Origin of the sequence: Gillisia sp. JM1 (assembly GCF_000424645.1) — a bacterium.
In the GTDB taxonomy this organism is placed as follows: domain Bacteria; phylum Bacteroidota; class Bacteroidia; order Flavobacteriales; family Flavobacteriaceae; genus Gillisia.
Map to the genome: position 1 here is coordinate 601,203 of NZ_KE384218.1, position 26,979 is coordinate 628,181.

The following is a 26,979-nucleotide window of genomic DNA, read 5'->3' on the forward strand; positions in this document are numbered from 1 at the left end:
CTAATAGCAAGTATTTTAATCTTAAAGACAATTAAAATAACTTGTTATTAGCTCTACAATTTTTCTGAAGAAAACTTTAGCTAACTTCAAAAGAGATTTTCACGTTGACACGATATTCGGTTAAATTTTCACCTTGTACGCGTGCACTCTGATCTTTTATATAAACAGATTTAATGTTTTTTACAGTTTTTGCTGCGTGTACAACTGCATTTTTTGCGGCATCTTCCCAACCACTACTAGAGGTTGCCATTATTTCAATCACTTTAATTACAGGCATAATATTTCTTTTTAAATTGGTTACTAATAAGTAGTACCTAAGTTACAAAATATTAAAAGCCAAGTTTATAAAGCTTTGTTAAATGAAAGACCCTTGCTTTTGGTTGAAAATATTATCCGTTTACAGCTTCAACATATTCTACCTTGCCTTTAAGCATATCTCGCATCATGGTTTCAATTCCATTCTTTAGAGTGGCAGTAGATGATGGGCAGCCACTGCATGCACCTTGTAAAATAACTTTTACGGTTTTGGTTTCTTCATTATAAGAATCGAACATTATATTTCCACCATCACTTGCAACGGCGGGTTTAATATATTCTTCTAAAATGTCTATTACTTGTTTAGAAACAGGATCTAGATTTTCATTTGAAACAGAAGGCTTTGCTTTCTCTGTACCATTGTCTGCTTCAGTTGCAGTTTTAAGAGTTTCTTTTAGAACTATATCCTTTCCATCCTGAATGTACTTAGTTATAAACTCACGTAACTCCATTGCGATCTCATCCCAATTCGCGATATCGTACTTATTAATGGAAATATAATTTTCATCTATAAATACTTCTTTTACGAAAGGAAAATTAAATAACTCACGTGCAATGGGTGCATTGGCGGTAGCATCTATATTTTTAAATTCGGTAGGAGCGATCACTAATTTTTTGTTCGCTACAAACCTCATTACTGATGGATTTGGAGTTGTTTCAGCATAAACAGTTACAGGCACTTTTTTGGAAGGCGTAGTGGTGGTGTCCTCTTCAGCCTTTAATATGATTCCATCATTATTTAAATACTCCAATAATTGCTCTGAAACCGCTTCCTGCACATCTGCCCATTCTACGATATTGTATTTTTCTATTGCTATGAAATTCTGAGCTATAAAAACAGTTTTTACAAATGGTAAATGAAAAAGTTCCTGTGCCAATGGCGATTTTTGAGCTTCTTCAATATTTCCAAACTCAAAACTTTCATGTCTTGTTAAAAACTGATTTGTTTCAAATTTAACGATCGCAGAATTAGACGTTGGCTCTATATTAATAGTATATGTGTTCATCTTCAATATTTTGTTGCAAAATTACTAAAACAAAGTGCGGTAATCTATATATTTACAATTGTTATTCTGGTTGAGCGCATAGTCTTAACCTATTTGCTAGTATTTTGAAATCATAAAGCTATTAGTGCTTTTAAAATGATTTATTTTAATGAAATTTTATCTTTACATTAGTTTTTTCTTGTCTTTATTTATAGCTACTACCTCTGAAGCACAGGAGGTAATACCCACCTATTCAGATTATCTAACAGACAACTTATACTTGCTCCATCCATCTATGGCGGGTGCTGCAAACTTTAATAAAATTAGACTTACTGCCAGACAGCAGTGGTTTGACGTAAAAGATGCGCCAAGTTTACAAACATTGAGTGTGAATGGGAGAGTAGGGCAGAAAATAGGAATAGGAGGTATTGTTTTTAACGATAAGAACGGAAACTATTCTAAACAAGGTGCTTACGCTACCTTAGCTTACCATTTAATGCTGTCTAGGAGTGAACTAGATCTTAATCAGTTTTCGTTTGGGATAAGCCTAGGCGTTATACAACATAGCCTGGATCAATCTGGATTCACAGACTTTGATCCCATAATTGGTGGTGGAAACCCTTCAGATATCTATGCAAATATGGATGTAGGGATGTCTTATTATTATTTAGATTTTTTTGCACATGCAACAGCTAAAAATATACTTCCGGTAAGCAGAGAATTGTTTTACTCAGATGCAGTGCCTAACAACCAGCGTAAATATTTGTTTTCTACAGGTTATATTTTTACTAGAGCTAATAGTGACTGGAGTTTTGAACCTTCTATCTTATTTCAACTTAGAGAGCAAACTTCAGAAAAAGCTATTGATGCTAATTTAAAGGCTTATAGAACGTTGGAGTTTGGCGATATCTGGGGAGGTGTTTCCTATAGAAGAAGTTTTGAAGGGGCCGAATATACTACGGATGGCTCAAAAATTGAAAATCAACAACTGCAATATGTTACTCCATTTGTTGGATTGGACTATAAGAGATTCCTTTTTGCTTATACTTATTCTCATCAAATAAACTCCCTTGTTTTAAGCAACAGTGGATTTCATCAAATTACCTTAGGCTATAATTTTGGAGAAGATCGCGGGAGATACGATTGTAAATGCCCAGCTATCAATTAGAAATTTAGGTAAGAAACATCCAGATTGTTTTTTTTAGCATGTACTAGATTTGCGAGAACCTCGGGTTTTGCATTGGTGAAAAGTGAATGTTTTGGAGAGATGTTTATATTATTCATTAAGTTGTTTTCCAAAAGCAGTTTTTTGGTTTGTCTGGCGACAGCCTCTCCAGAATCTATTATAGTTACGTCGTTAGGCAAAAGCTCTTTTAAAACGGGAACTAAATAAGGGTAATGGCTGCATCCTAAAACCAGGTAATCTACCTGAGCATCCAGCATTGGTTTTAGAAGATTGGATAACAACTCTTTAATTTCCTCAGAATCCTGTTTACCTTGCTCAATAAGACTTACCAATCCATTTCCTACTACCTCAATGATAGTTATGTTTTTTGAATATAGTTCGGAGGTTTTAGAAAATAGCTTACTAGAAAGCGTTCCTTTTGTAGCTAGGATTCCAATAGATTTTGTTTGAGATCCTAAAGCTGCAGGCTTAATTGCCGGTTCTATCCCAATAATTGGAAGTGGATAAGTGTCTCTTAAAATTTGGATGGCATTGGTGGTAGCCGTGTTGCACGCTACAACAATAATTTTGGAACCCATAGATATGAGCTTTTCAGTATTCTTTTTACTTAAAGCTATAATTTCTTCTATAGGTTTTTCACCATATGGAGCGTTTATACTATCTGAGAGATAGATGCTATTTTCGTTTGGCAATAGCTGGATCACTTCTTTCCAAATGGAAGTGCCGCCTACGCCAGAATCAAAAAATCCAATGGGGTTAGAATTACTCATTAGTACAAAAATAAAAACTGCGCTTCAAGGAAGCGCAGTTTTTAGAAATAATATTAAGAAAATATTACATTCCTAATTCTTTCTTCACGTCTGGCATTAAATTAAAACCATCTGCCATGATTACTCCGGCTCCGTTAGAAGAGTCTAAAACGTAATCGTATCCTTTTGCTCTTGCAACTTTTTGGATTGCAACTCTAGCTTTTTCATACACAGGCTTTAAAAGATCAAGTTCTTTTTTCTGAAGATCTTGTTGTGCTTTTTGTCCGTGTTCTTGAATTCTTCTTTGAGTTCCTTGTAATTCTTGAGCTCTTTTTTGATTCTCCTCTTCTGTCTTAGTTGCAGCTTCAGATTCGTAACGTTGCATTGTTTTTTGAGCTTCAGTCATCATATCTCTGATCTCAGCATCGTAGGTTTTTTGCAATTTTTCTAATTGTCCCATAGCTTCTTTATAAGAAGGCATAGTTTCAACTAATTCTTGAGATGCTACGTGAGCAACTTTGGATTGTGCATTTGTAAAAGCTGTTGCTCCAATCATTAAAGCTACTGCTATAAAAAGGGTTCTAAATTGTTTCATTTTAAATGTATTAATTATTAATTGTTAAGGGTTTGCGTTATTTATTAATCGTTATCTTTATTTTCTTTTTCCTCGATCTTTTGCTTTCTAACTGTATCTATCGAATCTTTTTTACGTTGTCTATCTGCTAATATCTTTGCTCTGCGCTCGTCAAATTCTCTTTGCTTTACTGCTCTAATAGAATCTCTTTCTTGCTTTCTTACTTCTAAAAGTGCTTCTCTTTCATCTTGTACAGCTTTAACGGCTTGTTGCTTTTCTGCAATCTCTTCATCTTCTTCAACCGTACGATTCTCTTCAACTTCCATTTCCGCAATCTCATCTCTAGAACTTAACTGTTCTCTTTTAGATGCTCTTGTAATAATTCTTAATACCTGATCGCTAATATTATGTTTTTCTGCTGAAAAAACCATACCAACATTAGAAGTTCTGTCAAAAATATAATCGTAATTTCTTTGAGTTCCAATTTCCTGAATCGCATTAAAAACTTGATCCTGGATTGGCTTTATTAATTGTTTCTTCTGAAGTAAAAAATCTCCATTGGAACCAAAACGTTTTTGTTGATATTCTGCAATTTTAGATTCTTCAAAAGCTATTGTAGCTTCTCTTTCTTCAACAAGTTCCTTTGTTAATAATGGTCTTTCTTGTTCCAGAGCAATTTGCATTGCTTCCACTTTTTTCAGATCTCTATCCAGCTCCATTTTCCACTGCTGAACTCGTTCTTCTAGTTGAGCCGAAGCTTCTTTATATTCAGGAACATTTGCCAAGATAAATTCCATATCTATATAAGCGATCCTATTAGGTTTCTGAGCCTGAATTAATGGCTGAAATCCTGCTAAAAAAACTAGTAGAATAAAAACTTGACGTTTCATAGTATTGCTATTTGAAATAATCGTGCCAAACCTAGAATTGCTGTCCGATTATAAAGTGAGTTTCCCAACCATTTGGTGATGTTCCTCCAGGGATAGGATCAAAACCATAACCAAAGTCTATTCCTAACAATCCAAATTGAGGCATAAAAACCCTTAATCCAGCACCGGCAGATCTATTTAATTGAAACGGATTAAAATCTCTGAAATTGTCATAAGACGCTCCTCCTTCTATAAACATTAATCCGTAAATAGATGCAGCAGGTTTAAGTGTTATTGGATATCTTAATTCCAATGAATATTTGTTATAAATAACCGCCCCGTCTTCATTAGTGGCCTGACTAAAACTTGTTCTATCTAAAGGCACTAAAGATTGATTTGGATATCCTCTTAAAGCAATGCTTTCTCTTCCGTCTAAACTAAAAGCACCTAGGCCATCCCCACCTAAATAGAAACGCTCAAAAGGAGGAATTCCACGCTCATTGTTGTAGGCTCCCAAGAAACCATATTCCATTCCAGTCTTTAAAACTAATGGTCCTTTTGGTCCAATGTTAAATAAAGTGGTGTACCATGCAGCATCGAATTTTATTTTGTAAAATTCTAACCATTTGAATTTTTCCTGATCTATTTTACCTTGATCTCCCACAGCTTCATCTCCTGGTCTTAATCTTAATCCGTCTGAATTTAAAAGATTTCCGTTTTCATCTTCCAATTGAAAGGCTCTCTGGTTTTCAAGATCATTATAATCTATTCCATTCCAAAGGGAATAGGGAGGTGTAAATTTTGCTATAAAATTAAATTCTGAACCTACTGTTGGGAATATTGGGTTTAGCCCTTTACTATTTCTACTTAATCCAAGTGTGTAAGTAAGATTGTTAGAAAAACCATCTCCAAAGGTGAATAATCCAGTGTTGTAATTATTTAAATCATATCTCTGGAAACCTAAAGATTGAGATAAGGTAAAGTAATCATCTGGCCATTGTAATCTCTTCGCTAGACCAACATTTACTCCTAGAATATCAAAACTTCTAGATCTGTCTGCTCTTCTAGTTCGGGGATCAAAAAGGAATTGTCTGGTATAAGAAAAGGAAGTAGATAAACTTTGAGGTTTTTTACCGCCTAACCATGGTTCTACAAAAGATAGACTATAAGTTTGATAGTAAATACTTGCTTGTGCTCTTAAAGATAATTTTTGACCATCTCCCATTGGAATTGGTCTATAAGCTTCTTTGTCAAAAATTCCTGCAAGAGAGAAGTTATTAAAAGATAAACCTAAAGTTCCTATGAAACCACCACCACCATATCCACCTTGCAGTTCTATTTGGCTTGCTCCAGCTTCTACAACAGCATATTCCATATCCAGAGTTCCACTGTTAGGATCTACATTCTGGAAATTTGGTTGCACATTTTCTGCATCAAAAAATCCAAGTTGACCTATCTCTCTAATAGTTCTTACTACATTTTCTTGACTGTATTTTTGACCTGGTTTAGTCCGTAGCTCACGGTAAATTACATGATCTTTAGTTTTTGTATTACCTACTACACTAATCTTGTTGAAATAAGCTTCCTTGCCTTCTACAATTCTAATTTCAAAATCTATTGTGTCATTGTAAACCTTTGTTTCAACTGTATTTATTTGAGCAAATAGGTATCCATTGTTCTTGTATAGGTTAGCAATATCCTGAGAATCTGGCTTGGACTCATCTGAGATACGTTTTTCCAAAAGCACCCCATTGTAGACATCACCTTTGCTTATTCCTAGAGCTCTGGTAAGTAAATCGTCAGAATAAACCACATTTCCAACGAAATCTATGTTTCCAATATAATGCTTGTTTCCTTCTTCTACCTGAATTTGTAATGCAACTGTTTTAGGATCTTCAATAATTAAAGAATCAGATACTATTCTTGCATCTCTAAATCCTTTCTCCTTATACTTGTTTACTATTCCAACTTTATCTGCTTCGAAATCATCGGAATTGAACTTAGATCTTTTCCAAACCCTAAAGAAGTTCTTCTCTTTAGTGTTACTCATGGCGCCTTTAAGTTTAGAATCACTCAATTCTTCGTTACCAATGAATTCTATGTTTCCTACTTTTACTTTCTCACCACGATCTACATTAACCACCATATTTACCTTATTGGTGCCTGTGGTGTCAACAATCTGAGTTGTGTTAATGACTACTTTAGTATTAAAGTATCCATCTTTTTTATATTTGTTCTCTATATAGTTTTTAGTAGTGGTTGTGAGGTTTTCTGTAACTTTAGATCCCGGTGTTAACGAGTTCTCTTTAATAAGTTCCTCTTGAGTAGATTTCTTTTTGATTCCTTGAATTCTCACTTCCGCCAATTCTGGAACTTCCTGAATTTCAAGTTCAAGATCTGCAACATTTCCTTCTATATTGGTAACGTAAAAATTAATATCACTAAAAAGACCGAGATCCCATAATTTCTTTAGAACCTTACTTATTTTATCTCCTGGAATAAAGATTTCATCACCAGGTTTAAGGCCTGTATAGGCTATTACAGTTTGTTCGTTATAACTAACTGTTCCTGTTACTTCAATCTTTCCTATTGTATATTTAATTCCTCCACCTAGCGGTAAATCTTGTGCCTGAAATGTTAGGGTATACAAAAAACAAAATGCCAAAAGGCTTAAAAACTTTTTTGACATGTTTGTGTTAACTAATCTGCTCACTGGTTTTTCCAAATCTTCGTTCTCTCGTTTGATAATTATAAATGGCCTCGTATAAATCTTCTCTACGAAAATCCGGCCATAAAATCTTGCTAAAATATAACTCTGCGTATGCTATTTGCCATAACAAAAAGTTACTTATTCGTTGTTCTCCACTGGTACGGATAAGTAAATCTACGTCTGGTAAATTTTGGGTGTAAAGATGCTGATTTATAATTGATTCATCAATAGCATCTAAAGATAATTCCTCATTTTTTACTTTTTGGCTAATATCCTTAACTGCATGAATCAATTCTTCCCTAGAACCATAGCTTAGAGCCAAAGTCAGGATCATTCTATTATTATTTTTGGTCTTCTCTATAACTTCATTAAGTTCTTTTTGTGCCTTTTTAGGTAACGTATGAAGATTTCCTATCGCATTTAGCTTAATGTCATTTTTGAGGAGTGTTTTTATTTCTTTCTTAAGGGAGGTAACCAATAATCGCATAAGAGTATCTACCTCCAATTTTGGACGATTCCAGTTTTCAGTAGAAAAAGCATATAAGGTGAGGTTTTCAATACCTAATTCGGCAGAACCTTCTACCACATCACGAACTGCTTTTGTGCCTTCTTCATGTCCAAACGCGCGTAGAAATCCTTTTTGCTTTGCCCATCTACCATTCCCATCCATAATAATAGAGATATGTTTGGGTAAGCATTTGGGGTTAATTTTTTCTTTGAACATCCTATATATTACAGTAACATGGTTTTTTTCCGAATGTAAAGGTAAAGCTTACACCCGAAAATACATACCAGTCTTTAGTATTTGTATTTCCAAATTCTCTAGGAGGATCTCTTCTCCCTAATAATTCTTGGGGATTACTCCCATCAATATTATCTGTAAAGGTGTATCTAACCCCAATTTCCAAGGCTCCAATAATCATGGGGGTTATTGTTTGTTTATATCCAAATATAACTGGAATAGCGAAACTCCAATTATCCCCCTGAGGCTCTAACATACCTGAATTTGGAAGATCTGCACTTAAATAATGATGATTAGTATTAAAATAGGAGATCCCTGTGTATAGGTAGGGGGTGCTTTGTGGTACTGCATCATGAAGATCAAAAGAATAAAAATTAAACTCCAGTCCTAAAGAAGCCTCTGCAATATGGTTTGTGAAACTATAACCTCTTTGCTGTCTTCTTACTTCATTAGATTTTGCATCATCTGCTTGAATTTCGGCATATAATAAGCTAAATCTAAAGCTATGGCGATCGCTCCTGTTCCATTTCACTATCCCTCCACCAACAAGAGTACTGGGATTTATAAAAGATGATTTACCTACATCTCCTATGTAATTTGCACCTCCAATAAATGGTCCTACTTCGAATGTTTGAGCAACAGAAGAGTTAGAGAAAGCAAAAAAAATAAGTAGTAATAACAGGTGCCTCATAGGTTTTTAAAAGTTTGCAAATATAGTAATATTGTTTACCCTGCAATATTTTGGGCGTTTTTGTATATGCTTATAAACAAATAATGGAAGCTTTTATTGTTTAGTTACGTTTGTCTTCGCCCCATAAAAGTTTTTTTCTAAGGGTTTCTAGAAAACTGCCCTTTTCTATTTCTACCATGCTAATTGTAAAGGGAGCAATTTTAATGCTGATCTCTGTTGCATTGCTTAGGGTTGCAATTCGGGAATCCATAGAAACTAGAAAAAAATCTTCTCTTCCGGATATTTTAAGTTTTATTTTGGTGTCATCTTTTATTACTAGAGGTCTTGCGTTCAAATTATGTGGTGCAATTGGTGTTATTACTAAAGCTTTAGTATCTGGTACAATTACCGGACCGCCACAGCTTAGGGAATAACCTGTAGAGCCAGTAGGAGTAGAAACTATTAATCCATCTGCCCAATAAGAAGTTAAATATTTATCATCTAACCAGGTTTCAACAGTAATCATAGAGGTAGTATTTTTTCTACTTACCGCTATCTCATTCAATGCATAATTTGTTTCGCCAATCTCTTCGCTTGAGGGATTTGTTTCTATACAAAGAACAGTTCTTTCTGAGATCTCATATTTTTTGTGAAGTATAGATGAAATGCTTCTCTTTATTTCTTCCTTCTGAATGGTAGCAAGAAAACCCAGCCTTCCTGTATTAATACCCAGAATAGGAATATTAAGATCCTGTATATAATTGATGGATTTTAGAATAGTTCCATCTCCACCAATACTGAAGAATAGATCGTAGGTGGCATCCAACTCCCTAAAGGTGCTAAAATGTTTATAATTCTTTTTTAATATTTTATGTTCATGAATAAGATCCAGAAAGTTTTTCTCAATACTCACCTCGATATTTTCATGATCCAGAATATCAAAAAGTTCTTCTATATAAATGCCAGAATCTTGGTGGTAAAACTGACCATAAATCCCTACTTTCATAGTTATATATTAAGGTATTTGTCCAAATATCTGGAGCGCTCTATTAAATTTTTGCTATAAAGGTCTTCCTGATGTTCAGAAATTATAGTATATCCATACCTTCTGAGGGTCTGTAATATTTCATTTAAACCAGATGCGTTTACTTTAACTGTGATTTGGGTAAGGTCATTTTCTTGCGAAGAAACAAACATTCCTGAAATCCGGGCATTTTGAGATTCTATGATCTGTCCTATTTCACTAAATGAATAATCTAAACTTCCTTTCTCCAAAACAACAATTCCACCAGGTTCGTTTAGAAATGGAGTTTCGTTGAACTGATGCAATATATCACTCAGTTCTAAATAGCCTAAGTATTGATTTTCTGAACCTAAAACCGGGAGTATATTAGCCTGATTCTGAGCGAATGTTTCTAAAGTATCCAACCAATTATCTGATACTCGGGCGAAAAATCCTTCCAAAGCGTATTGATAATCAGCCAGAGTCTTTTCAGCATCAAAACATCGCACATCATTTTCAGATATACTTCCCAAATAAACACCATCTTTTCCTACAGGCATGTGAGAATAGGTGAGTTCATTGAATTTTTTCTTTAGATTCCCAATCTTTTCAGTGATCTGGCAGATCTCCATGTCATTTACTATATAACTTTCAATACTCATAATTCCTCCTCATTTTAATGCAAATTAATTAAAATTATATTCAATAAGGCATCTGCATCTTTGTATTTTTGTTAATTCAAAGCCAAATATAATGACCCATTTAAGTGTAAATATCAATAAAATTGCCACACTAAGAAATGCCAGAGGTGGTAATGTTCCAGATTTAGTTCAATTCACAAAGGATATAGAGTCTTTTGGAGCCCAAGGAATCACCGTTCATCCCAGGCCAGACGAGCGACATATTAGATATCAAGATGTTTTTGATCTTAAACCTGTAGTGAAAACAGAATTCAATATAGAAGGAAACCCAATAGCAAAATTTATTGATCTGGTTTTAAGAGCGAAGCCTGCGCAGGTAACTTTAGTGCCAGATGCAGTAGATGCTATTACTTCCAATTCAGGTTGGGATACTGTTAAACATAAAGATTTTTTGAAAGAAGTTATTTCAGAATTTAAAAGAAATGATATTAGAACCTCCATTTTTGTAGATCCAAACTTAAGTATGGTAGAACATGCTGCAAATACTGGCGCAGATAGAATAGAATTGTATACCGAAGCTTATGCAGAAGAATTTAGCAAAGGGAATAAAGGTGCGGTAAAAATATATACAGATTGTGCCAAAAAGGCTATTGAAATGGACCTTGGTTTAAACGCAGGCCATGATCTTTCCTTGCAAAACATTCAATATTTTAAACAACAAGTTCCTGGTTTGCTAGAAGTTTCTATTGGGCATGCCTTAATAACCGAATCTTTATATTTTGGTTTAGAAACTACTATTAAAAGATATTTAAATTTATTAAAAGGATGATTAAACTAAATGCAACCGTTATAGGCGAAGGCACACCTTTTTTGTTCCTTCATGGATTTTTGGGAATGGGTGATAATTGGAAAACTCTTGGAAGTAAGTTTGCAGAGAATGGGTTTCAAGTTCATTTAATTGATCAGCGAAATCATGGAAGAAGCCCTCATACTTCAGAAATGAATTATGAGGTAATGTCACAAGACATTAAAGTATATTGCGAAGAGAACAATTTAAAGGATATCATCTTATTGGGGCATTCCATGGGCGGAAAAGTAGCGATGCAAGTTGCAGGAGATTTTCCGGAACTACTACAAAAACTTATAATTGTAGATATTTCTCCAAAATATTATGCTCCACATCATCATGAAATATTGCAGGGCTTAGAAGCTTTAGATAATGAAGTAATCACTTCTAGGGGAGATGCTGAAGATTTCTTAGCCAAATTTGTTCCAGATAAAGGAACTCGACTTTTTCTTCTGAAGAATTTATACTGGAAAACTAAAGAGAAATTATCTCTTAGATTAAACCTGGATGTGTTGAGTAAATCTGGAGAAGGTATAGGTATGGCACTCTCCGATAGTATTATATTTTCTAAACCTAGCTTATTTATTCGTGGAGGAAGGTCTGGTTATATTTCTGAAGAGGATAAACCCTTAATAAAAAAGCATTTCCCAAATGCAACAATCCAAACAATAGAAGGGGCAGGACATTGGGTGCATGCTGAGAAGATCACTGAATTTTTTAAGAATGTAACAGATTTCATTTAAACTTTAATGGAATTATTATGTATGCATAATAAATTGCATCAATTGCTTGCGTAATTTATAATTTATGCTAATCTTGGAGCATCCAAAAAATAAAAAATTAACTCAAATTTAATTATGAAAAAACTATTATTTCTTGCGGTTTTCATGTTGGCTACCGCTGTAACCTATGCCGGAGGGTATCGGGTAAGCTTGCAAGGGCAGCGAGCTTTGGCAATGGGACACACCGGAGTTGCGGTAGTGAATAATGCAGAACTCGGATTTTTTAATCCTGCGGGTTTGGTGTATTTAGAAAATCGCTTAAACGTCTCTGCGGGTGGTTTTGGAGTATTTGCAGATATAGCCTATCAAAATGAACAAACTGGGGATGCTGCTAGAGTAAATAGTTCTGTAGGAACTCCTTTCTATTTATACGCTTCCTATAAAGTGACCGATTGGTTGACTGCAGGTTTAAGTGTATATACACCTTATGGAAGTGGTGTGGAATGGGAAGACGATTGGGCAGGTTCTCATCTTGTTAATAATATAGATCTTGCTGCCATATACATTCAGCCAATAGTATCATTAAAGCTTAATGAATATTTTAGTGTTGGGGGTGGACCTATTTATGTAACAGGAAGTGTAAATTTTAATAGAAATTTGAATAGAACTCTAACTGATATTGATGGAAATAGATCTGAAGTTACAGTGGATGCTTCCGGCGTTTCTAATTGGGGATGGTCTGCAAGTGCTATGTTCTCTCCAACAGATGATATAAGAGTAGGTTTCAATTACAGATCCGAAATTATTTTGGAAGCTGAAGGTGGAGATGCTGATTTCGAAAATATTCCGAATTCTCCTGCAACTCCATTCGCAGATACAGAATTTAATGCTGCATTACCTTTACCCGCAGAACTTGCTGTAGGTTTTTCTTACGAATTCTGTGATAAATGGTTGTTCGCTTTTGATTATAACCAAACATTTTGGAGTGTATATGAATCTTTAGACATTGATTTTGCAAATCCAGCTATTCCGGATTCGCAAAATGCTAGAATGTATGAAGATGCTTCAACTTATAGATTTGGACTTCAATATGAAGCTAACGATATGTTTACTTTGAGAGCTGGATACTACTTTGATGAATCTCCTGTTCAAGAAGGCTACTTTGCTCCAGAAACGCCGCGTAACGATTCTAACAACTTTACTGGTGGTTTTTCTATAAATGTAAATGAGCGTTTAGCAATAGATGCCTCTTTCTTGTACATACGATTTAAGGAACTGGATGCTTCTTACGATTTCTACTTCGAAAACGGTCAGGCAGTTCCATTTTCTGGAACTTACAAGTCTAGTGCGTTTGTACCAGGACTAGGAATAACTTATAAATTATAATAGATTAAACCAGATATTAAAATGAAAAATTATATAAAATATTTACCATTTCTGGCATTAGGAGTTATTTCTTGCGAGCCAGAATTTGATACTCCAGTAGATGAAGCTGGATTTTATTCTAATGGAGAGGCAGATTTCTCAAATTATGTTGCTTTAGGAAATTCGCTTACTGCAGGTTATGCAGATGGAGCACTATATATTACAGGACAGGAAGATTCCTATCCTAATATCATGGCGCAACAGTTTGCAAAAGTGCAAGAAACCCAATTATTTACGCAGCCTTTAGTAAATGATAATGCTGGTGGATTGTTATTGGCCGGGACACAAATAACTTCAAATAGAAGAGTGCTTGCTTTTGGACCTGATGGAAGCCCAGCTCCAAGAGTTTATACAGGAATGCAACCAACTACAGATATTGTAAATGTATTATCTGGGCCGTTTAATAACATGGGAGTTCCGGGAGCAAAAAGTTTTCATTTAGTAACTCCTAATTATGGAGATATTTCTGGAGTGCCTGTTGGATCTGCTAATCCATATTTTGTGAGATTTGCATCTAGCTCTAGCTCAACAGTTTTAGCCGATGCCGCTGCGCAGAATCCAACTTTTTTCTCAGTTTTTATTGGGAATAACGATATTTTAAGTTTTGCTACTTCGGGTGGAGTTGGTATAGACCAAACAGGGAATTTAGATCCATCTACCTATGGACCTGGTGATATTACAGATCCACAAGTTTTTGCTTCAGCATATTCTACAATTGTAAGTACAATGGTAGGAACAGGTGCAGATGGTGCTTTAGTAAATATACCAAATGTAACTTCTATTCCATTTTTTACTACCGTTCCAAATAATGCTTTGGCTTTAGATGCAGCAACAGCAGCAAACTTAACCGGATTTTTTCAGGCGGTTGCAGGTATTTTTGCTCAGGGAGCAATTCAACAAGGTTTAGATCCAGCGACTGCTCAGGCTGTAGCTGCTCAATATGCACTTACTTTTAGTGAAGGTGCAAATAGGTTTTTAATAGATGTACCAGTTTCTCAAACAAATCCATTAGGATTTAGACAAATGACAGCAGATGAGTTGTTGGTTCTTACTATAGATCAAGGAGCTTTAGCTCAAGGATATGGTTCGGTTGTTTTAGCTCCTGAAGTTCTTCAAGTTTTAGGTATACTCCAAGCAGGGGGTCAGCCAACTCCTGAACAAGCTCAATTGGTTTTAGATGCTGTTAGCGGAATAGACGATAAAGATGCTTTAGATAAAGACGAATTAACTGCGATTTCTACTGCACAAGCTAGCTATAATGCAACTATAAAAGCATTAGCTCAGGCTAACGGACTGGCCTTTGTAGACGCTCAGGCTACTTTAGCGCAAGTTGCTAATGGAGGTATTCCTTTTGATGCTGGTGTAGTTACTTCACAGTTTGTTGTAGGAGGTGGATTCTCTCTAGATGGAGTACACCCTACTCCAAGAGGCTATGCATTGGTGGCTAACACCATAATAGATGCTATAAATGCGACTTACAACTCTACAGTTCCAAAAGTAAATATCGGAACTTACAAGACTGTTACTATAAGCGATGATGTTCAATAATAGCATTTCTTAATATCATTCAATTCTTATAAGGATGAGGTGGTATTGATTAAATCATATAAAAGAAAGCGCCGGATTAATTTCCGGCGTTTTTTTGCGTTTTTGTGAAATAGTAAATAAGGAAAATAAAAAGTTCAAGTTTCTATCATGCATACGCCTAACTGAAGTAGCGATAGTTTTATAAGCAATATTTTTACCTGAGGTTGCACTAGCAAATTATAGTATCTGTGGTTTTAGCTATTCTCAACTTATTAATGATGTCAATTCTGGTTTTGTTAATATTACAGGTCATAGCCATGGTTAACTTAAGTAGCGTGGAATAGAGATGCGTCCCGATATGAACTGGGATTGTAGGTTTGGTTGTTTGTTACTTGGTATCTAGGATCTCACTTTTCATTCCATTGCCGGCTATTTGCATTAACTGATGTTAGATACTTGACCGAGAGAGTTGAGAAAATAACGAGAATGAACATCTATCCCACTCATATAATGAATGATAAAGCCTTATCATGTACTTTGCTTTCAATTCGTTCAATGAAATATCTCATTGCCCGAATAAAATAATGATAACCGTTATAAATAAAAAACAAAGACTAAAATTATCTTTAATCCTTCGAAGAAATATTTCATCTGCTTATATCATTTGAAGCTTCAGCGCTATTCATCATGGAACTTCCAGTGTTCATTTTCTTAAGCGTGTCACTCTTACCTAGTTCATTCTTAGCAGGTATCTGATCCATTGCACGTTCGGCAATCGCTGTTATTGACAAGGATGGATTTACACCTGGATTTGCAGAAATCATCGCACCATCTATTACAAACATATTCTTGTACCCAAAAACCTTATTGTCCTTATCAATTACACCTGTGCTGTGATCCTTTCCCATAACTGCACCGCCTAGGATATGCGCGGTAGATGGTATTCCCGCTAAGGTTTCTAAAGCAAAAGAGGTGCTTACTCCGTTAATAGCTTTGCGGTAGGCTTTTACCAGATTTATAGACTCTGGGATAAAAGGGGTAGGAGCCTTCCCTGTACTTATTGTTGAAGTCATTTGTCCCAGAGCGTTTCGCTTAAATTTTAAGGTACTGTCCAGGGTTTGCATAAAAAGCAATACGACCGTATTTTTTGCCCAGCCGTTCACAAAATATATTTTAAAATAGTCAACAGGATTTTTCAGGAGTTTAACTAGCGTTTTAAAAAGACGGGAAAAAACATTAGATCCGGTTACGTAAGGTAAGTGAGCCAGTTTCCAAGCATCAGAACCTTCACCATATCTGCAAATTTCAAGATGACTGTTTTCATCTGTGTCAAGGATGCTACCTATTGCAATACCTTTCGAATAGTTTTTATCTTTGTCGAGTCCAGAAACACTTATCAATGTCTCATTATTACTACGAATGTCTTCTCCAAGCTTATCTGATAGATTGGGTAGTGATTTCAACTTAAGCTTTAATAGTAATTTTACTGTACCCAAAACACCACCAGAGAATATAACACCTTTGGCTTTGATCTTTTGGTGCTTGCCAAAAATCCTGGTACTCCTTTTCAAGGAAACTTCATACCCCTGAGACCCGTCAGCAGTGCCGAGGGGTTGTACATCAACTACTTCGTTTTCGGCAAGAATTTCTGCACCGTTTTTTTGGGCGAGGTAGAGATAGTTTTTATCGAGTGTGTTTTTTGCATTATATCTACAACCTGTCATACACGCGCCGCAAAAATTACAGCCAGAGCGATCTGGTCCCTCCCCATTAAAATAAGGATCTTTTACTGTTTGATCTGGTTTTCCGAAAAAAACAGCAACACGTGTTGTGTCAAAATTTTTCTTGATGTTTAAATCTTCTGCCACTTTTTTGAGACCCAGATCTCCATCGAATAATTTTGGGTTTTGTGCAGCACCCAACATTCTTAAAGCTTCGTTATAATAGGGTTTCAGTTCATTTTCCCAATCGTTTAGCTCCTTCCAACTTCCAGAATTAAAAAAAGCAGTTTTAGGTGTAGGTAAGGTGTTTGCATAAACTAAAGAACCACCACCAACTCCAGTCCCTGAAATTATCGCGATGTGTTTAAAAATGGAAAGTTTCATAATGCCGAAAAACCTCAAATAAGGCATCCACAGCCACTTTCTGAAATTCCAGTTGGTTTTAGGGAAATCTTCAGCCTTGTACCATTTTCCTTTTTCAACCACTAAAACCTTGTAGCCTTTTTTTGATAACCTTAGGGCACTAACCGAACCTCCAAAACCACTTCCAACAATAATATAATCGTACTCCATTTTTATTTGCTATAACGAGTTTGTGCATGAGACAGGCTGAGTCTCGACCTCTAATTTAGTAAAAATAAGGTAGGGATAATTCACTAAGATTTCAAACTCTAGACTTAGAGCGTATTAATTAAATCATAAAAACCAAAGTGCTGGATTTATTCCGATGTTTTTTTTGCATTTTTGTTAGATATTCAATCAAATAAAGCAAAGAGATGAAATTTTTAATACGCATTCTATTGACCGCAGTTGCGGTAGTTTTACTAGCAAAATTTTTACCTGGTGTAACAGTTGCTGGATATGTAACTGCAATTATTGTTGCAATTGTTTTGGCTATTCTCAATTTGATAGTTAAGCCTATTCTGGTGTTGCTAACATTGCCAGTTACTATTGTCACTTTGGGCTTATTTTTGTTGGTTATTAATGCAGTTATAATCTTACTAGCAGATGCATTTGTGAGCGGGTTTGGAGTAGATGGGTTTTTAATTGCCCTTATATTTAGCTTGCTGTTATCTCTTTTGCAAACTATATTATATTCTGTACTGGGATCAGATTAGAGGATGCTGAAATTCAGCAGTTTGAAACTTTGTGAACAATCCAAAAATGTGTACTTTTGCACACCAATTTATAATACGTTACAATGAATATTACTAGAGAGAATATTGATGAATTGAATGCGATAGTAAAAGTAGATATCGCGAAAGACGACTACATTGAAAAGGTAGACAAGATCTTAAAAGATTACAAAAAGAACGCAAATATACCTGGATTTAGAAAAGGTCATGTTCCAATGGGGATGGTGAAGAAGCAATATGGTCAGGCTGTATTGGTAGACGAGGTAAATAAATTATTACAAGAAGCTTTAAATAAGTATTTAACCGAAGAAAAGTTAGATGTTCTTGGTAATCCTTTACCAAAAGAGAAAGAGAATTTTAATTGGGATCAGGATAATTACAGTTTTGAATTTGAATTAGGGCTAACTCCGCAATTCGAGTTGAATTTAAAGACTAAAAAACCTATTACTCTTTACAAAATTGTTGCAGGAGAAGAGATGATTCAAAATCAGATCACCAATATCCAAAAACAATATGGGAAATTGATCTCTAAAGAGGTAGCTGAAGAAGGGGATGTTGTAGTTGGTACCATTGTAAATGAAGAAGAAAATATTGAAAATTTAGGGACTATTTCTTTAGACCAATTAAAAGGGAAAAAGAATATCAATAAATTTGTTGGAGCAAAAAAAGGGGATGTAATTACATTGAAAACTAAAGGTCTTTTTGAGGATGATCATCAATTAGAAAAAGTTTTAAATGTAGAGCATGATAGAATACATGATTTAGATGTAGAGGTTACTCTTACGGTAACCGAAATCAATCATCAGGAATCTGCTGAGTTAAATCAGGAATTATTTGATAAGCTTTTCCCGGATTCTGAAGTTAAGAATGTAGAAGATCTTAAAGAAAAGATCAAGGAAGATGCGGCAAAACAATTTCAGCAACAAGGAGATCAACAATTATTGAATGATGTTACTGAAGCTTTAATAGAAAATAATAAGTTTGATCTTCCAAAAGAATTTCTTCAGAAATGGATTCGCACAATAGGAGAGAAGCCATTAACAGAAGAAGAAGCTAAGGAAGAATATATAAAGAGCGAGCAAGGTTTAAGATTTCAATTGATCGAAGGGAAGTTAATCAGCGAGAACAAATTGGAAGTTAAATTTGAAGATCTTAAAGAATTCACTACTGCTAGAATCAAGGAACAGATGGCTCAATTTGGGCAAACAGATCCTGCAGAAAAGGAATTGGATGATATCGCTGCGCGTGTACTTTCAAATCAAGATGAGATCAAACGTTTATCTGAACAATTGATGAACGAAAAACTCTTAGGATTCTACAAAGAAAATATCAGTTTAAAAGAAAAAGAGGTTACTTACGAAGACTTTGTTAAAGAGATCTATAAGTAGACTTTCTTAAATTTTTATACATATCTTTAAGGCGTTAAACCAATGGTTATAACGCCTTATTTACTTAAATAGAGAATATAATAAGCTATGGATTACGGAAAAGAATTCGAAAAATACGCCATTAAAGATCATGGCATCAACGGGAACTATTACGATAAGATTATCACTAGTATGAACCCAACGGGGATGACCCCTAATATTATTGAAGAACGCCAAATGAATGCAGTAGCAATGGACGTTTTTTCAAGATTGATGATGGATAGGATCATCTTTTTAGGGACAGGTATTAACGACCAGATCGCTAATATTATCCAAGCACAACTTTTGTTTTTAGAAAGTACAGACTCTTCTAAGGATATCCAGATATATATTAACTCCCCAGGAGGAAGTGTTTATGCCGGATTAGGGATTTATGATACTATGCAATTTATTAAACCAGAGGTGGCAACAATCTGCACAGGAATGGCAGCTTCGATGGGAGCAGTGTTATTATGTGCAGGAGCAAAAGGAAAACGTACTGGATTGCCTCACTCGAGAGTGATGATCCACCAACCCTTAGGTGGTGCGCAAGGTCAAGCAAGCGATATAGAAATTACGGCACGTGAGATAGTTAGCTTGAAAAAGGAATTGTATGATATTATTGCCAAGCATAGTGGGCAATCTTACGAGAAAATTGAAGAAGATAGCGATAGAGACTTTTGGATGAAAGCAGATCGCGCGAAGGATTACGGGATGATAGATGAGGTTTTAACCCGCGATAAATAGAATGATCTAGGATACTGCTGAGATATTTCATATATTCTATAAGCAGTATTTAAATATTGAAATTGTAAGAAATGGCGAAAGATGATTTAGAATGTTCCTTTTGTGGAAGGAAAAAACCAGAGACTGATCTTCTGATTGCAGGTTTAGATGCACACATTTGTGATAAATGTATCGAGCAGGCTCATGGGATAGTTTTAGAAGAATCAAAACAAGGAGGCGCAAAGGAGTTGTCATCAGATTTGATGTTAAGCAAGCCGAAGATTATAAAAGCTTTTTTAGATGAATATATCATAGGGCAAGAAGCCACTAAAAAAGTAATGTCTGTGGCTGTTTATAATCACTATAAAAGATTATTGCAACCAAAAAGTGAAGATGATATAGAGATCCAAAAGAGTAATATCATTATGGTAGGGGAGACCGGAACCGGAAAAACCCTAATGGCAAAAACCATCTCTAAAATGTTGAATGTTCCATTGGCAATTGTAGATGCTACAGTGCTTACAGAAGCAGGTTATGTTGGTGAAGATGTGGAAGGTATTTTAACGAAGTTGCTTCAGGCAGCAGACTATGATGTAGAGAAAGCACAACGCGGAATTGTTTTTATAGATGAAATAGATAAGATCGCTCGTAAAAGTGATAACCCATCTATTACCAGAGATGTTTCCGGGGAAGGTGTTCAGCAGGCTTTATTGAAGTTATTAGAAGGAACTACCGTGAATGTTCCGCCAAAAGGAGGAAGAAAGCATCCAGATCAGAAATTTATTGAGGTAGATACAGAAAATATCCTTTTTATAGCAGGTGGAGCTTTTGATGGTATTGAAAGAAACATAAGTAAGCGTTTAAATATGCAAGCTGTTGGTTTTAGTGCTTCTCAAAGTGATGATAAAATAGAGCGCACCAATCTTTTAAAATATATTATTCCGAAGGATCTTAAAGATTATGGATTAATTCCTGAAATTATCGGGCGTTTACCAGCACTTACTTACATGGACCCTCTAGATGAGGAAACATTAAGAGCAATTCTTACAGAGCCTAAAAATGCCATTATTAAACAATATCAAAAGTTGTTTGAAATAGATGATATTTCTTTTGAAATTACTGAAGATGCGCTTAATTATATAGTTGGAAAAGCAGTTGAATATAAATTGGGAGCACGAGGCTTAAGATCTCTATGTGAAGCAATTTTAACTGATGCGATGTTCGAAATGCCGGAAGGTGAAGAAACAGAACTATTGGTTACTAGAGAATATGCAGAAGATAAATTGAATAAATCTACTATAAGCAAACTTAAAGCAGTTTCTTAAACAAAGATTATAATTTATAAAAAGCCATCTGTATTTTTTACAGATGGCTTTTTTAATATCTTTAATTTCAAACCGAAAACATGAATGAACCAAACGAAAAAAAGTGGAACTGGAAAATGATTCTGATATTTATTGTAGTTTTTTTGGTTGTAAGCCAGATTTTATCAGATTGGGATCATTTCAAGGAGGGGCTATTTTCAGCTTTTTGATACTTTTATATAGGTTTAATTCCCCAAGGCTTACCTTGAATTTTTAAAAGTATTTATCTCTCGAACCATTTCACTGGTACAAATCTCGTGGACGTGCCCAAGGTTTTGATTTTCCTACTGAAGCCTTAATTCTAAGCGTCTTCATTTATTATTCGAAGTGATATCCATCAAAATTTTATAATAACATGATTCGGAATAGAAAAATCTCAATATATAAGTACAAAAAAAACCCCGCTTCAACTTGAAGCGGGGTTTTATATTTAATATGGCAATGCCACCTACATCATTCCGGGCATACCTCCACCCATACCTGGCGAACCACCAGCGTTATCTTCTTTAATGTCCACTAAAGCACATTCGGTAGTTAATATCATTCCGGCAACAGAAGCCGCATTTTCCAATGCAATTCTTGTTACTTTCTTAGGATCTATAATACCTGCTTTTAGCATATCTACATAGGTATCGGTTTTGGCATCATAACCAAAATCTTTTTTACCTTCTAATACTTTATTGATCACTACGGAGCCTTCGCCGCCGGCATTTTCAACAATAGTACGCAAAGGAGATTCAATCGCTTTATTCACGATTTGAATACCGGTCATTTGGTCTGCATTTTCACCTTTTAAGCTCTCAAGAACTTTTTTGGCTCTAACTAAGGCAACACCACCACCAGCAACAATACCTTCTTCAATAGCCGCACGAGTTGCATTTAATGCATCGTCTACACGGTCTTTCTTCTCTTTCATTTCAACTTCTGAAGCAGCACCTACATATAGTACAGCAACACCACCAGCTAATTTAGCTAGACGCTCTTGAAGTTTTTCTTTGTCGTAGTCTGAAGTAGTAGACTCTATTTGAGCTTTAATCTGTTGAACTCGCTCTTTAATAGCGTTATTATCTCCAGCTCCATTTACCAAAGTTGTATTGTCTTTATCTATAGCAACTTTTTCAGCAGTACCCAACATATCTAGAGTAGCATTTTCTAAAGAGAATCCTCTTTCTTCAGAAATTACAGTACCACCAGTTAGGATTGCGATGTCTTCCAACATTGCTTTTCTACGATCTCCAAATCCTGGAGCTTTCACTGCAGCGATTTTTAATGATCCACGAAGTTTGTTTACAACTAAAGTCGCAAGTGCTTCTCCATCTACATCTTCAGCGATGATCAATAATGGTTTTCCAGATTGAGCAACCGGTTCCAAAATAGGAAGTAGGTCTTTCATAGAAGAGATTTTCTTGTCATATAATAATATATATGGATCTTCAAGATCTGCGGTCATTTTCTCACTGTTTGTAACAAAATATGGAGAAAGGTATCCTCTGTCAAATTGCATACCTTCAACAACATCTACATGCGTATCAGTTCCTTTAGCCTCTTCAACAGTAATTACACCATCTTTTCCAACTTTCTGAAAAGCTTGTGCTATGAGTTCACCAATATGGTCATCATTATTAGCAGAGATAGATGCAACCTGTTTTATTTTTTCAGAAGAGTTTCCAACTTCTTTTGCTTGTTTAGTAAGATCTTCTGTGATCGCTTCAACAGCTTTGTCTATTCCTCTCTTTAGATCCATTGGGTTTGCGCCTGCAGCAACGTTCTTAAGGCCTTCAGCTACGATAGCTTGTGCAAGAACTGTAGCGGTAGTTGTACCATCACCAGCAAGATCATTGGTTTTAGAAGCAACTTCTTTAACCATTTGAGCTCCCATGTTCTCTAGAGCATTATCTAATTCTATTTCTTTAGCAACACTTACACCATCTTTAGTAACCATAGGTGCTCCAAAAGATTTTCCAATAATTACATTACGACCTTTAGGTCCTAAGGTAACTTTTACAGCATTTGCTAATGCATCTACTCCGCGTTTTATTCCATCGCGGGCTTCAAGATTAAATTTAATATCTTTTGCCATTATTTTTAGTTTTTTGAAAATTTCACATCTGATTTATGCCAAGCATAAAAGCGAAATGTTTTAATTAATAAATTATAGTTTCTTAAATTAAAATGCAGAATGCATTTTAAACGTGTAAGGGTTTACACAATTGCAAGAATATCATCTTCTCTCATGATAAGATAATCCTTCCCTTCCAATTTTAGTTCTGTGCCAGTATATTTACCATAAAGGACTTCATCACCAACCTTAACGGTCATGTCATGTTTTTTAGTCCCTTTTCCAACTGCAACTACTTTACCTTTTTGTGGTTTTTCTTTTGCGGTTTCAGGAATATAAATACCAGATGCTGTTTTAGTCTCGGCAGCAGCAGGTTCGATAAGTACTCTGTCTGAAAGAGGTTTGATTTTTAAAGCCATTATGTAATGTATTTTAGTTAATTAATTTAATTTGTACAAAGCCTAAATGACTAAAATTGTGCCACGCCATATATACTGACATTATGAAACAAAAAATGCCAGCTTATGACAAGCTGGCATTGTATATTATAATGTCATGAGTGTTTATTCTTGCTCTGGCTCTTGTTCTGTTTGAACTGGAGTTTGTGTAGCTTCTGGAACTGTGTTTTCAATAGTGCCGTCACCATCTATCACTCTAGACTCAGAGATTCCGTTGCTTTCCATCACCGGGATGTTAGATAATAGGATTAAAGCCAACATTAAAGTTGCAAGGGTCCAAGTACTTTTATCTAAAAAGTCTCCTGTTTTCTTTACTCCTCCTATTTGCTGACCTCCGCCACCTCCAAATGAAGATGAAAGTCCGCCGCCTTTAGGATTTTGTACCATAATTACTATTACCAGTAAAAATGCTACAATGATTATCAATGCTAAAAAAATAGTGAATGTGCTCATTCTTTTCCTGTATTATTTTCTTGTAATTTCTTAATTGCCCTAATTTGGTCTGCAAAGAAACCACTTTTTTCGGGATTTTTCAAACTTAAAATCTTGAAAGCTTGAATAGCTTTTTTATAGTTTTTTTGTTCCAGATAAACCCTGGCTAAAGTTTCTGTCATTAAAGCTTCTGGAGGGACTGTTCTATCCAGTGGTACATTGTGATTGCTCGCAGGTTTGTTAGGTTTTATCTTGGGGCTTTTCGAGATAAAATTATCTATAAGCTGCGATTTTCTAGATTTTAATGGAGACTCTGATTTTTGTTTAGGAGTATTTCTTTCTATAGGAGTTGCTCTAGTTAAACTTAACCATTCCGAAAAAGAATGCGATTCTTGAGAATTGAATTCTAAGGGTTTGCCAATATTTATTAGAGACTCTTGAGGAATATTTTCGTTTTGTACCTCAAGAGTGGCTTGCTCTTTTAATTTTTCAAATAAAAACGGATCCATTACTTGGTCCGATTCTATTTGCTTCATTTTTATAGCTTCGTTTATTGCCAGACTTTTAGTTCCAAAAACTTCTTCAGGTTCAAAAATCGTAATATTTCTTAAGTTTTCTTCCTGATTCTTAATTTGCAAGGCAACCTTATCCTGTAGGAAATTCGACGAGGTAATAAAATCGAACAAAACACTTCTATCTAAAGTATGTGCGGCTGTCCTTTTTAATTCCGAATTATAACGTGGACTATCCATGGAGTGTAATCCTTTAAGATAGGTGGCTCTAGCAGCCTGAAAAAATGGAAATTTCTCTAGAATAGGTTCCAATACGGCTGTCTCTGAGTTTTTTACAGGAGCAGAATTCGCAAATAAGGAAGTTAATTCTTTAGAGTTCATTACCAATTTGTAAGCGTTGCGTTAAAAATATCTTGAGTGATTCTGGAAAAGATCTCCTCTAAGGCGGTATCTAGGGTAGGTCCTGTTAGTTGGGCATTTGCATCATAATCATAATAAAAAGAAAACTGCCTTTCAAGATCTTTTTCTGGCTGCAAGGTATTATAATATCTTAGGTTCACCGCAATTGTGAGCCTGTTTTGTGCAGCGGTATTTTGTGCTGTTGCTGTTATTGGTGCTACATAATAATCTATGATTTCTCCTTCATAAATAAGATCTCCTCCATCATTTGTTAGGGATAAATTGGTCTGGCCTTGGATAAGATCTTGAAGCCGTATTGTGAAGGCTCTATCTATTCCTGGTTCTACAATATCTGCATTATTCTGAAAATAATTCACCTGAAATGTAGTCGCTGCTCCAGTATCTGCTCCAGTAAAAGAATAAATGCCACAGGATTGAAAACTAAACAGCAATAAGCAACTTAAAATAAAACCAATTTTATTCATTGAAAATAAATATTTAAAATCTTTAATCCTTTTATAATATCAAATTTGAGTTAAAGGTCATATTGCTTAATCTTCCTATATAAGGTACGCTCGCTTATGCCCAATTCTTCAGCAGCATTTTTTCTTTTTCCGCTGTGCCTTTCCAAAGATTTTTTAATAAGTTCTAATTCTTTGTCCTGTAAAGAAAGAGTTTCTTCCTCTTCTATTTCTTCAGCAAAGTAGTATTTATCTTCTTTTTCTTTAGAAGAATTTTGAGGTATTTGTAAAATGTTAAGCTCTTCTTCGTTTAGATCTTCTATATCTTGCTCATCATCATCCTCTCCATATATTTTCTGGATCAATCCTTCATGTTCATCTTTTGCATCCTTGAGATTTCCGCTTTCCATCAATTTCATGGTGAGTTTCTTGAGGTCGTTCAAGTCACTTTTCATATCAAAAAGAACTTTATAAAGAATCTCTCGCTCATTGCTAAAATCGCTTTCTTTCTTTTTTTCTGAAATAACAGCTGGTAAATTGCTTCCAATATTGGGAAGGTAGCCTTTTATCAGAGGGCCGTTAATATTTCTTTCCTGTTCTAAAACCGAAATTTGTTCAGCAACATTTCGTAATTGGCGGATATTTCCACCCCATTGGTATTTCTGAATAAGCTCTACTGCAGCATCCTCTAACCTAATGGTAGGCATCTTATATTTGATAGCAAAATCTGCTGCAAATTTTCTAAATAACAAATGGATGTCGTCTTTTCTATCCCTTAAAGGAGGAAGATTAATTTCTACGGTGCTTAATCTATAGTAAAGATCTTCTCTAAACTTTTCTTTTTTAATAGCATCAAACATATTAAGGTTTGTAGCAGCTACAATTCTAACATTAGTTTTTTGAACTTTTGAAGATCCAACTTTTATAAACTCGCCATTTTCTAAAACTCTAAGCAATCTTACCTGCGTGGTTAATGGAAGTTCTCCTACTTCATCTAAAAAAATAGTTCCTCCATCTGCAACTTCAAAATAACCGTTACGGGTTTGTGTTGCTCCTGTAAAAGCCCCTTTTTCGTGACCAAATAATTCACTGTCTATTGTACCTTCTGGAATTGCTCCGCAGTTAACTGCGATATATTTCCCATGTTTTCTATGAGATAAGGAATGTATTATTTTAGGAATACTTTCTTTACCAACACCACTTTCTCCTGTAACCAAAACAGAAATATCTGTAGGAGATACTTGGATAGCTTTTTCTACTGCACGATTTAGTACCTGATCGTTCCCTATGATCTCAAATCGCTGTTTTATTGCTTGAACTGATTCCATATATTTCTTAC

26 protein-coding genes are annotated in these 26,979 nt (G+C 35.1%); 9 read left to right on the forward strand and 17 right to left on the reverse strand.

The genetic code is table 11. The annotated features are described in order from the left end of the window. Positions 1-76 precede the first annotated feature (76 nt). Entirely contained in the window at positions 77-277 is a 201-nt protein-coding gene (locus H033_RS0105955) for a dodecin family protein (RefSeq protein ID WP_026837473.1), read from the reverse strand. Between the two features lie 112 nt (positions 278-389). Beyond that, positions 390-1,322: a NifU family protein gene (locus H033_RS0105960; RefSeq protein ID WP_026837474.1), complete on the reverse strand. Its 933-nt coding sequence runs from the start codon at positions 1,320-1,322 to the stop codon at positions 390-392. A gap of 148 nt (positions 1,323-1,470) precedes the next feature. Between H033_RS0105960 and H033_RS0105965 the strand changes: the two genes are divergently transcribed. Then, positions 1,471-2,469, forward strand: a complete 999-nt coding sequence (locus H033_RS0105965) for a type IX secretion system membrane protein PorP/SprF (protein ID WP_026837475.1) — start codon at positions 1,471-1,473, stop codon at positions 2,467-2,469. On the opposite strand, the gene murI is transcribed toward H033_RS0105965, so the two are convergent. From murI to H033_RS0106005, 8 genes are all read right to left on the reverse strand, one after another. Then, on the reverse strand, positions 2,466-3,257 hold the full coding sequence (gene murI / locus H033_RS0105970) for a glutamate racemase (protein ID WP_026837476.1): 792 nt from the start codon (positions 3,255-3,257) through the stop codon (positions 2,466-2,468). The two genes, H033_RS0105965 and murI, sit on opposite strands and share 4 nt — an antisense overlap. Before the next feature lie 64 nt (positions 3,258-3,321). Further along, positions 3,322-3,831: an OmpH family outer membrane protein gene (locus H033_RS0105975; RefSeq protein WP_026837477.1), complete on the reverse strand. Its 510-nt coding sequence runs from the start codon at positions 3,829-3,831 to the stop codon at positions 3,322-3,324. Between the two features lie 44 nt (positions 3,832-3,875). Then, positions 3,876-4,700 carry an OmpH family outer membrane protein gene (locus tag H033_RS0105980; RefSeq protein ID WP_026837478.1) on the reverse strand — a complete coding sequence of 275 codons (825 nt, stop codon included), beginning with the start codon at positions 4,698-4,700 and terminating at the stop codon, positions 3,876-3,878. A 31-nt stretch (positions 4,701-4,731) separates the two neighbouring features. Further along, positions 4,732-7,368 (reverse strand): outer membrane protein assembly factor BamA, encoded by a 2,637-nt coding sequence (gene bamA / locus H033_RS0105985; RefSeq protein WP_231367559.1) that lies wholly within the window; start codon positions 7,366-7,368, stop codon positions 4,732-4,734. A gap of 7 nt (positions 7,369-7,375) precedes the next feature. Beyond that, the gene (locus tag H033_RS0105990) at positions 7,376-8,113 is read right to left on the reverse strand and encodes an isoprenyl transferase (RefSeq protein ID WP_026837480.1); all 738 of its coding nucleotides are present in this window, start codon (positions 8,111-8,113) and stop codon (positions 7,376-7,378) included. A gap of 1 nt (position 8,114) precedes the next feature. Next, a complete protein-coding gene (locus H033_RS0105995; protein WP_026837481.1) occupies positions 8,115-8,822 on the reverse strand; it encodes a DUF6089 family protein in 708 nt (235 codons plus the stop codon). A gap of 100 nt (positions 8,823-8,922) precedes the next feature. Continuing rightward, positions 8,923-9,807, reverse strand: a complete 885-nt coding sequence (locus H033_RS0106000) for an NAD kinase (protein WP_026837482.1) — start codon at positions 9,805-9,807, stop codon at positions 8,923-8,925. 2 nt (positions 9,808-9,809) lie between these two features. Next, the gene (locus tag H033_RS0106005; RefSeq protein ID WP_026837483.1) at positions 9,810-10,466 is read right to left on the reverse strand and encodes a CBS domain-containing protein; all 657 of its coding nucleotides are present in this window, start codon (positions 10,464-10,466) and stop codon (positions 9,810-9,812) included. Positions 10,467-10,557: 91 nt separating this feature from the next. Here H033_RS0106005 and H033_RS0106010 point away from each other — a divergent pair, with 91 nt between their 5' ends. From H033_RS0106010 to H033_RS0106025, 4 genes are all read left to right on the forward strand, one after another. Continuing rightward, positions 10,558-11,274: a pyridoxine 5'-phosphate synthase gene (locus H033_RS0106010; RefSeq protein WP_026837484.1), complete on the forward strand. Its 717-nt coding sequence runs from the start codon at positions 10,558-10,560 to the stop codon at positions 11,272-11,274. Beyond that, complete coding sequence (locus H033_RS0106015; RefSeq protein WP_034886146.1) at positions 11,271-12,035, forward strand: alpha/beta fold hydrolase; 765 nt, start codon at positions 11,271-11,273, stop codon at positions 12,033-12,035. The genes H033_RS0106010 and H033_RS0106015 overlap by 4 nt, the downstream gene beginning before the upstream one ends. Before the next feature lie 114 nt (positions 12,036-12,149). Beyond that, a complete protein-coding gene (locus H033_RS0106020; RefSeq protein WP_026837486.1) occupies positions 12,150-13,400 on the forward strand; it encodes an OmpP1/FadL family transporter in 1,251 nt (416 codons plus the stop codon). Between the two features lie 21 nt (positions 13,401-13,421). Continuing rightward, on the forward strand, positions 13,422-14,987 hold the full coding sequence (locus H033_RS0106025) for an SGNH/GDSL hydrolase family protein (RefSeq protein ID WP_026837487.1): 1,566 nt from the start codon (positions 13,422-13,424) through the stop codon (positions 14,985-14,987). Positions 14,988-15,613: 626 nt separating this feature from the next. On the opposite strand, the gene H033_RS19705 is transcribed toward H033_RS0106025, so the two are convergent. After that, positions 15,614-17,260, reverse strand: coding sequence for a GMC oxidoreductase (locus tag H033_RS19705; RefSeq protein WP_081661813.1), 1,647 nt, complete (start codon positions 17,258-17,260; stop codon positions 15,614-15,616). Between the two features lie 203 nt (positions 17,261-17,463). Here H033_RS19705 and H033_RS0106035 point away from each other — a divergent pair, with 203 nt between their 5' ends. From H033_RS0106035 to clpX, 4 genes are all read left to right on the forward strand, one after another. Beyond that, positions 17,464-17,805: a phage holin family protein gene (locus H033_RS0106035; protein ID WP_026837488.1), complete on the forward strand. Its 342-nt coding sequence runs from the start codon at positions 17,464-17,466 to the stop codon at positions 17,803-17,805. Between the two features lie 83 nt (positions 17,806-17,888). Then, a complete protein-coding gene (gene tig / locus H033_RS0106040) occupies positions 17,889-19,211 on the forward strand; it encodes a trigger factor (protein ID WP_026837489.1) in 1,323 nt (440 codons plus the stop codon). Positions 19,212-19,298: 87 nt separating this feature from the next. Then, the gene (gene clpP, locus H033_RS0106045; RefSeq protein ID WP_026837490.1) at positions 19,299-19,976 is read left to right on the forward strand and encodes an ATP-dependent Clp endopeptidase proteolytic subunit ClpP; all 678 of its coding nucleotides are present in this window, start codon (positions 19,299-19,301) and stop codon (positions 19,974-19,976) included. A 71-nt stretch (positions 19,977-20,047) separates the two neighbouring features. Next, on the forward strand, positions 20,048-21,280 hold the full coding sequence (gene clpX / locus H033_RS0106050; RefSeq protein WP_026837491.1) for an ATP-dependent Clp protease ATP-binding subunit ClpX: 1,233 nt from the start codon (positions 20,048-20,050) through the stop codon (positions 21,278-21,280). Between the two features lie 487 nt (positions 21,281-21,767). On the opposite strand, the gene groL is transcribed toward clpX, so the two are convergent. The 6 genes from groL to H033_RS0106085 all read right to left on the reverse strand — a co-directional run bounded on the left by groL (position 21,768) and on the right by H033_RS0106085 (position 26,968). Then, positions 21,768-23,399 carry a chaperonin GroEL gene (groL, locus tag H033_RS0106060; protein ID WP_026837492.1) on the reverse strand — a complete coding sequence of 544 codons (1,632 nt, stop codon included), beginning with the start codon at positions 23,397-23,399 and terminating at the stop codon, positions 21,768-21,770. Between the two features lie 122 nt (positions 23,400-23,521). Beyond that, entirely contained in the window at positions 23,522-23,797 is a 276-nt protein-coding gene (gene groES / locus H033_RS0106065; protein ID WP_026837493.1) for a co-chaperone GroES, read from the reverse strand. 144 nt (positions 23,798-23,941) lie between these two features. Beyond that, positions 23,942-24,289: a preprotein translocase subunit SecG gene (secG, locus tag H033_RS0106070; RefSeq protein ID WP_026837494.1), complete on the reverse strand. Its 348-nt coding sequence runs from the start codon at positions 24,287-24,289 to the stop codon at positions 23,942-23,944. Then, positions 24,286-25,161, reverse strand: coding sequence for a hypothetical protein (locus tag H033_RS0106075; protein WP_026837495.1), 876 nt, complete (start codon positions 25,159-25,161; stop codon positions 24,286-24,288). The genes secG and H033_RS0106075 overlap by 4 nt, the downstream gene beginning before the upstream one ends. Next, positions 25,161-25,664, reverse strand: coding sequence for an LPS assembly lipoprotein LptE (lptE, locus tag H033_RS0106080; RefSeq protein ID WP_026837496.1), 504 nt, complete (start codon positions 25,662-25,664; stop codon positions 25,161-25,163). The genes H033_RS0106075 and lptE overlap by 1 nt, the downstream gene beginning before the upstream one ends. A gap of 50 nt (positions 25,665-25,714) precedes the next feature. Continuing rightward, positions 25,715-26,968, reverse strand: coding sequence for a sigma 54-interacting transcriptional regulator (locus H033_RS0106085; RefSeq protein WP_026837497.1), 1,254 nt, complete (start codon positions 26,966-26,968; stop codon positions 25,715-25,717). Positions 26,969-26,979: the final 11 nt, after the last annotated feature.